This is a genomic window from Bradyrhizobium sp. CCBAU 45389, from assembly GCF_028128625.1.
GTDB classification, from domain to species: Bacteria; Pseudomonadota; Alphaproteobacteria; order Rhizobiales; family Xanthobacteraceae; genus Bradyrhizobium; species Bradyrhizobium liaoningense_B.
In genome coordinates this window covers 69777-81962 of record NZ_LBIY01000095.1, presented here as the reverse complement: position 1 = coordinate 81962, position 12186 = coordinate 69777, and the positions used below count along the sequence as shown (strand labels likewise).

General features: G+C 66.4%; 10 protein-coding genes. 6 read left to right on the top strand and 4 right to left on the bottom strand.

The genetic code is table 11. From position 1 onward, the window contains the following. The first annotated feature begins 34 nt into the window (after positions 1-34). Positions 35-1261 carry an LON peptidase substrate-binding domain-containing protein gene (locus XH79_RS27340; protein ID WP_271583610.1) on the top strand — a complete coding sequence of 409 codons (1227 nt, stop codon included), beginning with the start codon at positions 35-37 and terminating at the stop codon, positions 1259-1261. Positions 1262-1269: 8 nt separating this feature from the next. Here the strand turns inward: XH79_RS27340 and XH79_RS27335 are convergent, their stop codons facing one another. Both XH79_RS27335 and XH79_RS27330 read right to left on the bottom strand, forming a co-directional pair. Further along, positions 1270-2745, bottom strand: coding sequence for an amidase (locus XH79_RS27335; protein WP_271583609.1), 1476 nt, complete (start codon positions 2743-2745; stop codon positions 1270-1272). A gap of 120 nt (positions 2746-2865) precedes the next feature. Beyond that, positions 2866-3978 carry a ring-opening amidohydrolase gene (locus XH79_RS27330; RefSeq protein WP_271583608.1) on the bottom strand — a complete coding sequence of 371 codons (1113 nt, stop codon included), beginning with the start codon at positions 3976-3978 and terminating at the stop codon, positions 2866-2868. Positions 3979-4399: 421 nt separating this feature from the next. Here XH79_RS27330 and XH79_RS27325 point away from each other — a divergent pair, with 421 nt between their 5' ends. From XH79_RS27325 to XH79_RS27305, 5 genes are all read left to right on the top strand, one after another. Next, the gene (locus tag XH79_RS27325; protein ID WP_212341620.1) at positions 4400-6733 is read left to right on the top strand and encodes a Tex family protein; all 2334 of its coding nucleotides are present in this window, start codon (positions 4400-4402) and stop codon (positions 6731-6733) included. Between the two features lie 346 nt (positions 6734-7079). Further along, positions 7080-7619 (top strand): hypothetical protein, encoded by a 540-nt coding sequence (locus tag XH79_RS27320; RefSeq protein ID WP_212341619.1) that lies wholly within the window; start codon positions 7080-7082, stop codon positions 7617-7619. 101 nt (positions 7620-7720) lie between these two features. Next, the gene (locus XH79_RS27315; protein ID WP_212341617.1) at positions 7721-8413 is read left to right on the top strand and encodes a response regulator transcription factor; all 693 of its coding nucleotides are present in this window, start codon (positions 7721-7723) and stop codon (positions 8411-8413) included. Continuing rightward, the gene (locus tag XH79_RS27310) at positions 8400-9482 is read left to right on the top strand and encodes a sensor histidine kinase (protein ID WP_212341615.1); all 1083 of its coding nucleotides are present in this window, start codon (positions 8400-8402) and stop codon (positions 9480-9482) included. Before XH79_RS27315 ends, XH79_RS27310 begins: the two co-directional genes overlap by 14 nt. Positions 9483-9511: 29 nt before the next feature. Then, entirely contained in the window at positions 9512-10753 is a 1242-nt protein-coding gene (locus XH79_RS27305; protein ID WP_271583607.1) for an amidohydrolase family protein, read from the top strand. A 10-nt stretch (positions 10754-10763) separates the two neighbouring features. Here the strand turns inward: XH79_RS27305 and XH79_RS27300 are convergent, their stop codons facing one another. Next, positions 10764-11135 (bottom strand): response regulator transcription factor, encoded by a 372-nt coding sequence (locus XH79_RS27300; RefSeq protein WP_271583606.1) that lies wholly within the window; start codon positions 11133-11135, stop codon positions 10764-10766. Next, positions 11132-11998 carry a S1C family serine protease gene (locus XH79_RS27295; protein ID WP_271583605.1) on the bottom strand — a complete coding sequence of 289 codons (867 nt, stop codon included), beginning with the start codon at positions 11996-11998 and terminating at the stop codon, positions 11132-11134. The genes XH79_RS27300 and XH79_RS27295 overlap by 4 nt, the downstream gene beginning before the upstream one ends. Positions 11999-12186 lie beyond the last annotated feature (188 nt).

The window sequence follows — 12186 nt, the reverse complement described above, 5'->3', positions numbered from 1 at the left end:
ACACACCTGGATCGCTCATGCAGAGGACGAACCGATGCGCGATTTTCGCGATGCCAAGGCTATGGCGCAGACCCTGCGCCAATCTCTGACCACTAAGGATGTCACCATCAGCCACAGCGAGAGCTTGGAGCTGGTGTCGAAAATGTTGGGCGTGGCCGACTGGAACACCTTGTCGGCGATGCTCGGGGCCGATCGCGGCAACATCATCGCTCCGGCTGCACGGCTTAAGACGTCGACGGCGCTCTATCCGGCCATTCCGTTGCGCGATCTCGTTCCATTTCCGAATGCGACCTACCCGTTGTTTGTCGGGCGCGATAGTACAGTCAGGGCCCTGAACCAGGCGTTCGACGGCGGACGAGAGGTGGTGGTGGCGATCCAGCGAAAAGCGGCCGTCGATGAGCCGCGACTTGCAGATGTCTACGAGATCGGCATATTGGCCCAACTGCTCGAATTCGAACCGCTCGCCGATGGCACGTTCAGGGTACTGACGCGGGGACTGAAGCGCGTCGCGCTACGCAGCTTCGCCGTTGAATCGGCCGCGTATCAAGCTGAGGTCGCTGACGTCAGTGAGGGAGTGGCCCGCGACGCGAGGAATCTGATTCGAAGGATCTATCAGCGCTTCCAGGATTACACGGCGGCTCACGGAATCCTCGTGCCGGACATCTGGCTGTTCTTCGATCAGACCCGTGACCCCGGGCAGATCGCCGATACCGTCGCCACGCGAATGAAGTTGCCCATCAAGGACAAATACGAGTTATTGGCAATGCTCGATCCCATGAAACGGCTCGAGCGGATCGAGGCGCTCCTCGACCTGTCGCAACGGCCGGTCTCGGTAGATTACGCGGCCACGAAACGGCGGGCGCTTGATCATGCTGACCGGCGCCGCCATCAATACGCGACACTTGAGCATCTGCTACTTGCTCTGACCGAGGATGCGAGCACGTCCGCCGTCATGCGCGCCTGCGACGCCGATCTCGGCAAGCTGACGCAAAGCCTCGTGCGATATCTCGACAACGAACTCAAGCACACGGTGATCGAAACCGGAAGTGCAGAGCCCACAGCGGCGTTTAAGCGTGTCGATCAGCGCGCCGTGTTCCTTGCCCAGGAGGTTGGATATCCTGAAGTCACGGGCGCCAATGCGCTCGTCGCCTTGTTCGCCGAAACGCGAAGCCCCGCGGCGCGCCTGCTCGAAGAATATGGTATCTCGCGCGGTCGCGCTAACAAAGCGATCGCGCGAGGGGTTGGCAAGGGCGAGGGGTAGAGCGGCGCTTACGCCTTCGTCACGTGGACCTTCGCCGTCTTGCCGCCGTTCCACTTGCCGTCGAGCGCGCGCTCGATCTGGGCGGCGAGCTGCAGCAGGAGGCCGTCATTGGCCTGCTTGGCGATGGCCTGGATGCCGAGCGGCAGGCCGTGCTCCTGGCTTGCCATCGGCATCGAGATCGCGGGCATGCCGCAGAGATTGGCGAGCGGCGTGAAGGCGAAGAAGCGCCAGAGATTGCCGAACCAGTCGAGCACGTCAGGATTGTCGGAGATGGTGAGATATTCCCTGGTGCCGACCTTCGGCGTCGGCAGCGCGGTGATCGGCGTCAGGATCACGTCCCACTGCTCGAAGAAGCTGCCGAAGCCGCGCGAGGTCGTGTTGAACACGGCCTGCATCTTCGCCCGCTCGGCGAAGCTGGTGTGGCGGCCGGCTTCCCAGATCCGGATGTTCATGGGCTCGATCAGATCTTCCGGCGGCTTTTCCAGCCCGCGCGCGGCGAGCATGTTGGAGATCACCACGGCGAAATTCGAGATGTAGCAGGTCGTCTGCGCCGCAAAGGCGGCGCGGAAATCGAGCTCGGGCAGCGCGTAGTCGACGTGATGGCCGAGGCCTTCGAGGAAACGGCCGGTCTTCTCCAGCTCGGCGGCGAGCTCGGGCGTCGCGGTGTAATCGCCCCATGTATGCGACAGTGCGATGCGAAGTTTTGTCGGATCACGCTTGATCATTTCCGAATAGGGCTGTGCCGTGGTCCAGAACGGCATGAACTCGCCGGGAGCGGGCCCGCGCGCGTGATCGACGAAGGCCGCGGTGTCGCGCACCGAGCGCGACTGGCAGCCCTGGATCGAGACGAGGCCGGTGAGATCGGACATGTGCGGGGCCAGCGAGAACACGCCGCGCGAGACCTTCAATCCGATATTGCCGTTGACGCCGGCGGGAATGCGGATGGAGCCGCCACCATCGGTCGCATGTGCGATCGGCACCACGCCCGCGGCGACCATCGCAGCGCTGCCCGCCGACGAGCCGCAGGTGGTGTAGTCGGTATTCCAGGGATTGCGCGTGACGTAGACGGCCGGATTGTCGGCCGAGCTGCACACGCCGAATTCCGGCGTCGTGGTGCGGCCGATCAGGTTGAGCCCCGCCTGGCGGAATTTACCGGTGAGGAACGTGTCGGCTGCGGCGCGATTGCCGCGCATCAACAGCGAGCCCATCTCCTGGAGCCGGCCCTTCATGGTCGGTCCGAGATCCTTCATCAGGAAGGGCAGGCCGGCGAAGGGACCTGCGAGATTGGCGCCGTCCTTGGCGGGATCGGCGATGACGTCCTCGAACAGCTCGACCACGCCCGACAGTGCCGGATTGACCTTGGCGACGCCGGCGGCAGCCTGGCGGGCCAATTCCTTCGCCGTCAGCTCGCCCTTGCGGACGCGGGCCGCCAGCGCCACGCCATCGTGCTGCGCCCATTCATTCCAGCTCATCGGCAACGTCATGAAGTCAAAATCCCCTTAAGGTGCGGCGCCACCTTTTTCGCAACGGCCCCCGTGAATCAACTGAGCCGGCGCGAGGGGCAGGGTTGCGCCGGGCGGAGAGGTCGGATGATGCCGGCTCTATCAATCCGACAGCCGCGCGATCGCTGCAACCGGACCGCCGCCGGCCGGCCCCTGATGCTCGGCGCCGCCGGACACGTAGACCGCGCCGGTGCCGGCAAGGCCCGCGATCAGGCCGCCGACCGCGGCGCGGGCGTGGCGTGTCGAGCTGATGTCGGTATCTTCGAGCATGGTGTGGCGAAAGCCGCGCACGCTGCCGTCAGGCGAAGCCTCCGCCTTGGCGAAGATGTTGACGAGCGCACGGCCCGCGCTGGTTTGCGGCGCGATGGCAAGTCCGACGCTCGTCAGCGCCGACATCACCGCGGCAGAATCGATCGCGTCCTTCATCACGGCATGCCCGATTTCGAACTCGCTCGCTGACAATTCGGAGTTGCCGAGCACGATGACGACATTATGCATCAGCTCGATCCCGGACGAGGTGGATGCGACGTTCGAGAACAGATCGTAGCGCCGCAGCACGTCCTCGTCGCGGAGATCGGGGCCGATCTCGCCGAGCGCGACCGCAACCCCCAGCGCGGAGGCGCCGCGCGAATAGGCCATCGAGCTGTAGGAGCTGGTCGTCACCACCTTGTTGCCGCGCGCGTTTGCCGCCGCGACGCGCTCGCTGGTGAGCAGCGGGCACTTGATCTGCACGAAATGCACGTCGGCGGGCTCAAGGATGCCGGCGTCCGTCATCGCGGCTTTCACGGCCCTGGCCGTCTCCGCGATCTGCGCGGACCGCCCAAGCTCCTCGGGCAGGAAGTCCCGTGTGTGCGCCATGCCGATGCTCAGGCGCTTGCCGGACAGGCCCGCCGGCCGCCCATCGGCCTCGCGGCGCGTGAATACCGTGAGATGCGGGCTCAGCACGCCTTCGGTGCCGCCCGACATCACGAAGGCGATGCGCTGCTCGACTGCTTCCGGCGACAGGCCGAGCTTTGGCGCCAGCGCCGTGCACAGCGCAGCGACGGCGTACTCCCGGGTAAAGTCGTTGACGCCGCCATTGCCCTCGGTCTTGCCGAGAATGGCGAGGATCGATTTTGGATCGACCGCGCCGGAGCCGATCATGGCCATGAGGCCGGAAACGTCGCCGGGGCCCGTGGTGGCGACCTTGAAGACGCCGACCGATGTGGTGCGCATGAATGGTTCTCAGAGTTCGGTGGTCCGGCAGATCAAGCAGGCGCGGAACGCGGGGCTGATGTCAAGCCGCAAGCGTTCATCCCAGACCGTCACCCTGAGGTGCTCGCCTCTTCGGCGAGCCTCGAGGGGCGACGGCCCGGCTGCATCTCGGCCGTTCATCCTTCGAGGTTTCCTCCGCAGTGCCATGCGCGCTGCGGCGTTCGCACCTCAGGATGACGGGACGGCCATTTGGTCTGCCGCGACGCGAGAGAAGCCTTGCCATCCCCACGAATGTGGCGAGATCGCATCGATCCAGCAAAAAAATCCTCTGTCGACGGTTGCGCGCCGCACCTTGATGAATCAACCTTGGTTGGTCCATAAGCGGCGTCCCGCGGTCGGTGGTTCGCCCCCGCGTCGCGTGCTTGGATAGAGGGATTCTCGCGTGGCAAATATCAACCAGAAAATTGCGCAGGAGCTTGGGGTTCGGGCGGAGCAGGTCGAGGCGGCGGTGACGCTGCTCGACGGCGGCGCCACGGTTCCCTTCATCGCCCGCTACCGCAAGGAAGCGACCGGTGCGCTCGACGACGCGCAATTGCGCACCCTGGAGGAGCGCCTGGTCTACCTGCGCGAACTCGAGGACCGCCGCAAGGCCATCCTCGAATCGGTCCGCGAGCAGGGCAAGCTCGATGCCGCGCTGGAAGCCACCATCATGGCCGCCGACAGCAAGGCGCGCCTCGAAGATATCTATCTGCCGTTCAAGCCGAAGCGCCGCACCAAGGCCGAGATCGCCAAGGAAGCCGGCCTCGAGCCGCTCGCCAATCAGCTCATCGCCGAGCCCGGCAATGATCCCAAGGTCGTGGCGGAAGGCTTCATCAACGCCGAGAAGGGCGTCGCCGATGCCGCCGCCGCGCTCGACGGCGCCCGCGCCATCCTGGTCGAACGCTTCGACGAGGACGCCGACCTGATCGGCGCGCTTCGTGAGGAGATGTGGACCAACGCGCGCATGGCTTCCAAGGTGCGCGACGGCAAGAAGACCGAGGGCGAAAAATTCGCCGACTATTTCGATTTCTCCGAGCCGCTGACCAGGCTGCCGTCGCACCGCATCCTCGCGATGTTCCGCGGCGAGAAGGAGGAGATCCTCGATCTCCAGATTCAGCCCGAGGCCGAGGCGCCGCCGCCCGGCGTGCCCAGCGCCTACGAATTCAAGATCATGAAGCGCTTCGGCATCGCCGACCTCAAGCGAGCCGGCGACCGCTGGCTGATCGACACCGTGCGCTGGGCCTGGCGCACCAAGATCCAGGTGCATCTCAACATCGACCTGCGCATGCGGCTGTGGAATGCGGCCGAAACCGAAGCCGTCCGCGTGTTCGCCTCCAATTTGCGCGACCTGCTGCTGGCGGCACCGGCCGGCACCCGCGCCACCATGGGTCTCGATCCCGGCTACCGCACCGGCGTCAAGGTCGCTGTTACCGATGCGACCGGCAAGGTGGTCGATACTGCCGTGATCTATCCGCACGAGCCGCAGCGGCAGTGGAACGAGTCGCTCGCGATCCTCGGCAAGCTTGCGCTGAAGCATCGCGTCGAGCTGATCGCGATCGGCAACGGCACCGCCTCCCGCGAAACCGACAAGCTCGCAGGCGATCTCGTCAAGGGCCTTGCCGAGCTGAAGATGAACAAGATCGTGGTGTCGGAAGCCGGCGCGTCGGTCTATTCGGCCTCGGCCTTCGCCTCGGAGGAATTGCCCGGCCTCGACGTCACCCTGCGCGGCGCGGTCTCGATCGCGCGGCGCCTGCAGGATCCGCTCGCCGAACTCGTCAAGATCGAGCCGAAGGCGATCGGCGTCGGCCAGTATCAGCACGACCTCGGCCAGGCCAAGCTCGCCAAATCGCTCGATGCCGTGGTGGAAGATTGCGTGAACGCCGTCGGCGTCGACGTCAACACCGCCTCCGCGCCGCTGCTCGCGCGCGTGTCGGGTGTCGGCTCCGGCCTTGCCCAGAGCATCGTGGCGCATCGCGACGCCAACGGCCCGTTCAAGTCGCGCAAGGCGCTCAAGGACGTGCCGCGGCTCGGGCCGAAGGCGTTCGAGCAGTGCGCGGGCTTTTTGCGCATTCTCGGCGGCGAGGACCCGCTCGATGCCTCCGGCGTGCATCCCGAAGCCTATCCGGTGGTGCGGCGGATTCTCGAGGCGACCAAGAGCGACATCAAGGCGCTGATCGGCAGCAGCGAGATCGTGCGCACCTTGAGGCCGAAGGATTTTGTCGACGAGACCTTCGGCCTGCCGACCGTCACCGACATCCTGCGCGAGTTGGAAAAGCCCGGCCGCGACCCGCGACCGGCGTTCAAGGCTGCCGTGTTCAAGGAGGGCGTCGAGGAGATCAAGGACCTGAAGAAAGGCATGATCCTCGAGGGCACCGTGACCAACGTCGCCGCCTTCGGCGCCTTCGTCGATATCGGCGTGCACCAGGACGGGCTCGTGCACATCTCGGCGATGTCGAAGAATTTCATCAAGGATCCGCGCGAAGTGGTGAAGCCCGGCGACATCGTCAAGGTGAAGGTGCTGGACTTCGAGGTCGCCCGCAAGCGCATCTCGCTGACCCTGCGCCTCGACGACGAGGTCGGCGCCAAGAAGGACGCCCCCGGCATGCAGCGCGACAACGGCTCGCGCAACGCCAGCCGCATGACCTCGTCCGCGCCGCGCAAGCAGGAATCCTCCGGCGGCGGCGCGCTTGCGGAAGCGATGCGTCGCGCCGCGGAGAAGAGCGGCAGGCGGGCGTGAGTCTTTAACCTCTCCCCGCTCTGTGCGGGGAGAGGTCGGAATTCGCGCGCAGCGCGGATTCCGGGTGAGGGGCAGGGCAAACTGTCGGCCAGATCAACGCTCCATCCGACTCCCGCGCATCGGCAATCCCCACTCAAATCGAATTCGCGGAAGCCCCCCTCACCCCGCCCTCAGCGAAGCTCGTCGCGGCCCCGTAAGAATGGGGAGAGGGAGTGACAGACCGGCGCGTACCTAACACCGGCGTCAGAATCTGGCGCATTTGTAAGTTGAAGACGCCTGCCTGTTCTCCTCATCTGTTCGTCCTCGTGCGGCGCGCTCACCGCCGCACTGCAAGGAGGACGCTTCGATGAACAACAGGCTTCTCAAAGGCCTCACTGCGGTGACGCTCGCCGCAGCGATGGCGCTCGCTTCACCAGTGCTTGCCCGTGGCGGCATGGGTGGCGGAGGTCACGGCGGCTTCGGCGGTGGTGGCCATGGCGGCTTTGGCGGCGGTGGTCACTTCGGTGGTGGCGGCATGCATGTCGGTGGCGGCGGCATGGGTGGCGGGGGCATGCGATTTGGCGGGATGGGCGGCGCTCATTTCGGTGGTGCCCGCTTCGTCGGTTCGCCAATGGCCGCCCGCGCCGCCATCGGACCCCGCTTTGCCGCAGCTCCGCTGGCGACCCGCGCCGCCTTTGGACCGCGCTTCGCCGGCGCCGGCTGGCACGGCAGGCCGTTCATTGGCCGCCATGCCTTCTTCCACCGTCACCGCTTCAACCGGTTCGCTTTCGTCGGTGCGCCGTTCCTCTATGCCAACTATGCCAATTATTACGACGACGGCTGCTGGCGCAGGGGCTGGACGCCCTATGGCTGGCAATGGGTCAATGTGTGCGGAGACTATTGGTAGTCGCATCGCCGTACCCGCACCATTGTCGCGATCGCCATCGGGCAGTTCCGCTCAGCCCCGGAACGGGATAGTCTGGTGGCGATCGTCGCGCGGAGTTTTGCATGACCGGAGGTCACCGCCGCATCCTGGTCGTCGAGGACGATCCGGAAACCGCAGGCCAGCTCGTCGAGGAGCTGACAACCTCGGGTTATGACGTCGATCTCGCCGCCACCGGGCGCGAGGCCCTGAGCCACGGCGCTGCGCGCGACTATGCCGTGATCACCATCGACCGCATGCTGCCCGACATCGACGGCATCGCCGTGATGCGCCAATTGCGCGACGACGGCATCGCCGCCCCCTTCCTGATCATCTCCGCGCTCGGCGAGGTCGACGATCGCGTCCGCGGCCTGCGCGCCGGCGGCGACGACTATCTGGTCAAGCCGTTCTCCTTCGTCGAGCTATTGGCGCGCCTGGAAGCGCTCGGACGCCGTAGCGAAACCGTCGCCAAGGAGACGGTCCTGCGCGTCGGCGACCTCGCCATCGACCTGATCGCACGCAGCGCCTCCCGCCGCGGCCGCAAGATTCCGCTGTTGCCGCGCGAATTCCAGCTGCTCGAATATCTCGTCCGCAACGAGGGCCGCGTCGTCTCCCGCGCGATGCTGCTCCAGCACGTCTGGGACCTGCATTTCGATCCCTCCACCAACATCATCGACGTCTATGTCGGCCGCGTCCGCCGCAAGGTCGATGATGCCCAGGCCTATCCGCTGATCCACACCATCCGCGGCATCGGATATTGCCTCCGTGCTCCTGGCTAAGACGCTCCGCTCCTCGACCTTCCGCCTGGCGCTGATGGCGATCGCGGCATTCGGGCTGATCGTCGCGGCGATCATGGCCTACGTCTATGTCGGAACGCTCGCCTATGTGGATCGCCGGCTCGGCACTGCCGTCGATCATGAAGGCTTCACCGGCATGATCGAGCTGGCGATGGTCGCGGTCGCCGTGCTGCTGCTCGCCCTTGCCGGACTTGCTGCGGTGCTGGTGACGCGGCGAACGGTCGGCCGGATCGAGGAGATCAACGCCACCAGCCGCGCCATCATGCTGTCCGGCCTCGACCGGCGCATCCCGCTGCGCGGCAGCCACGACGAGTGGGACCGCGTCGCCGAAAATCTCAACCAGATGCTCGACCGCATCGAGACGCTGATGGGCGAGGTCAAGCAGGTCAGCGACAATGTCGCCCACGATCTGCGCACGCCGCTGACGCGCATGCGCGGCCGGCTGGAGAAGGCCTATCACGCCCCGCGCAACAGCGAGGCCGATGCGGCGCTGATCGGCGACACCATCGCCGATCTCGATGCCGTGCTCGGCATGTTCGCCTCCATCACGCGGATCTCGGAGATCGAGACCCGCGCGCGCAGGAGCGCCTTTCGCACGCTGAACCTGACCGAGATCGCCGGCGAGGTCGTCGAGCTCTACGACGCCGCCGCCGAAGAGGTCACAACCCGCCTCAGTCTCGACGGCGACCGCGAGGTGGCGATCACGGGCGATCGCGACCTCTTGTTCGATGCCGTCGCCAATCTCGTCGACAATGCGATCAAGCACGGCCGCAAGGGCGGGCAGGTGACGGTGACCTGCCGCAGCGCCGATGGCGGCCCGGTGATCGCGATCGCGGACGACGGGCCGGGCATTCCCACCGAGGCGCGCGACCACGTCTTCAAGCGCTTCTACCGGCTGGAGCAGAGCCGCTACACGCCGGGCAACGGCCTCGGCCTCAGCCTCGTCGCCGCCGTCGCGCGCCTTCATGGCGCCGAGATTGCGCTGCATGACAATGCGCCGGGCCTGACGGTCCAGCTCCGGTTTCCGCATACCGGCACCCAACTTGCATGATCGCACTTGTATCGAGTGGAAGTCCTGCAATGTCCCGCCTGCCAGACCTCGTCATCACCAACGCCCGCACGCGCAGCCGCGAGATCGTCGACATCGCCGTCACCGATGGTGTGATCACCGCGATCGGCCGCCGGCTGGAGACCGGTGCCCGATCCTTCGTCGATGCCAAAGGCGCTCTCGTCACGCCCGCTTTCGTTAATCCGCATTTGCATCTCTGCAAGGTCTGGACCCTGCCGATGATGTCCGAGGCGGCACTCGAGGCCTACCAGCGCGGCGGCATGAGCGAGGCGGCGAAGGCGGTCGAGCTCGCCGCGGTGGTCAAGAACAATTACGACGCATCATGGATCGTTCCGAACGCGCGGCGCGCGGTGGCGCTCGCCGCGCTCCACGGCAATCTCCACATTCGCGCCTTCGCAGATGTCGACACCAAGGCCCGGCTCGAAGGCGTCAAGGCGCTGCTTGCCATCCGCGAGGAGTTTCGCGGTATCGTCGATATCCAGGTCGTGGCGTTCCCGCAGGACGGCCTGTTTCGCGAGCCCGGTGCGGACGATCTGATGCGCAAGGCGATGGCGCTCGGGGCCGATGTCGTCGGCGGCATTCCCTGGATCGAAGCCGATGAGGACGACATGCGCCGCCATGTCGCGTTCTGCTTCGACCTCGCGGCCGAGCATGGCGCCGAGGTCTCGATGCTGCTGGACGACGTCGGCGACGCCAATATGCGCACGCTCGACATGATGGCGCGCGCGGTAATCGCCCGCGGCGTCGAGGGCCGGGCGCTCGCGCATCACTGCCGGGCGATGGCGCTCTATCCCGAAAACTATCTCCGGGAGCTGATGGCCTTGCTCGGAGAGGCCCGTGTCAGCGTCGTGAGCAATCCCCACAACGGCCCGCTGCATGCGCGCGTGAAGGAGCTGCTGGCAGCCGACATCAATGTCTGCCTCGGCCAGGACGACATTTCCGACGCCTATTATCCGCTTGGCCGCAACAACATGCTGGAAGTGGCGTTCCTCGCCTCGCATCTGCTCTGGATGACCGGGAAGAGCGAGTTCGAGACGCTCTACGACATGATCACCACGCGTGCCGCCACGGCGATCAATCTGGAACGCTACGGCCTCGGGCTCGGCTGCGCGGCCAATCTCGTCATCCTTGAACAGGACGATGTCACCGAGGCGCTGCGCTTCCACAGCCCTCCGCGCGTCGTCATCAGCCATGGCCGCATCGTCGACACGGGCCGCATGCGCGAACTGGCGCAGATTGCCGCCCTCGCTTGATCCACGCCGCTCAGAGCTCGATCACGCCGCGACGCGCCGCATGCGCCACCGCATCGGTGCGGCCGGTGGCATCCAGCTTGTCCAGCAGCGAGCCGACATGGAACTTCACGGTGTGCACGGAGATGCCGAGCTGACGCGCGATCATCTTGTTCGAGGCACCCTCGGCCATCAGCGCCAACACGTCGAGCTCCCGCTGCGTCAGCGCGATGTCTTCGGGCATGCTGCGCGGATCGCGGGCGACGACCGTCGCGGCGGCCCGCTCGCCGGGGGCGGCGAGGCGAATCCCGCTGACATTGCCGAGCAGCGCCGTCAGGCGATCGGCGAGGGCAGGATCGTCGATCTCCAGCGAGAGGACGATCTCGGCCGACTTGTCCGCGCTCACGCCTCCGGCCTCTCGCCAACCGTGACCTTGAATCTGACCGGCTCGCCGCTGCGGCGCACCGCGACATCGACCACGGCGCCGACGCTGGCTGGACCCAGCGTCCGCGACAGCGCGCGCACGCCCGACAGTTTCTGGTCGTTGATCGCGACGATCACATCGCCCTGGCGGATGCCGGCCGCGGCCGAAGGTCCGGCCTTGTCGACATTCATCACCATCGCGCCGATGCCGTCGTCGAGGCGTACCGGCTGGAGCCCGAGGCCGAGATATCCGCGTGCAATGCGGCCCCGCGCCTCCAACTGCGGCGCGACGCGCTCGATCGTCGCCGTCGGTATCACCAGCACCCGCCGCGGCCCGAGCACGGCCATGCCGAAGGCGTCGCCCGATGCGTCGAGGGCCAGGCCGCCCTGCTGGCTGCCGCCGAGGCGAACGTCGAGCTCGATCCGGGCATCGATGTCGCCGCCGCGCAGGGAGCGCCAGCTCTTGCCGGACGCCGACACCATTCCGAGCGCGGCGCTCGGCGTCTCGCGATGGGTGGCAACCACGATCGACAATGCGCCGAGCGCCGGGACCGCGGTGGCCAGTTTGACCGGTGCAACGGCGATGTCAGCCCGAAGCAGCGCGATGTCGGTGGTGTGGTCGCGGCCGGCGATCGTGGCGGCGACCCGGCTGCCGTCGGCGAGGCCGATCTCGACCTCGCCCTCGTCGGCCAGTGCCTCGTCGGCGGTGACGATCAGGCCGCTCTTCCAGACGAAACCGGTTGAGCGGGAGCGATGCGAATGCACGGAGACGACGGAGGGCGCGGTGCGCGCCACCAATTCCGCGAGCGCGGACGACAGTGAGGACAGGGGACTGAAGTCGGTCATGGCGGGCTCCTGTAAGTTGTCCTCAATCTGGGATGCCGCGGGCGATTGCGAAACTGGCCGGGTGGCCAGGACCAGAACCAGGACCAGAACAGGCGGCAGGGGTGGACCTCCGTAGGACCACGGCCGACGAACATGTGATTGGGAGCGCCTCACGGGAACGTGTAGCAATCCCGAAATTGCGCCCTGTG

Bases quoted from the DNA above. Each gene is read 5' to 3' on its own strand.
- XH79_RS27320 (WP_212341619.1), top strand. From the start codon at position 7,080: ATGAACAACAGGCTTCTCAAAGGCCTCACTGCGGTGACGCTCGCCGCA.
- XH79_RS27295 (WP_271583605.1), bottom strand. From the start codon at position 11,998: ATGACCGACTTCAGTCCCCTGTCCTCACTGTCGTCCGCGCTCGCGGAA.
- XH79_RS27330 (WP_271583608.1), bottom strand. From the start codon at position 3,978: ATGCGCACCACATCGGTCGGCGTCTTCAAGGTCGCCACCACGGGCCCC.
- XH79_RS27340 (WP_271583610.1), top strand. From the start codon at position 35: ATGCGCGATTTTCGCGATGCCAAGGCTATGGCGCAGACCCTGCGCCAA.
- XH79_RS27335 (WP_271583609.1), bottom strand. From the start codon at position 2,745: ATGACGTTGCCGATGAGCTGGAATGAATGGGCGCAGCACGATGGCGTG.
- XH79_RS27305 (WP_271583607.1), top strand. From the start codon at position 9,512: ATGTCCCGCCTGCCAGACCTCGTCATCACCAACGCCCGCACGCGCAGC.
- XH79_RS27315 (WP_212341617.1), top strand. From the start codon at position 7,721: ATGACCGGAGGTCACCGCCGCATCCTGGTCGTCGAGGACGATCCGGAA.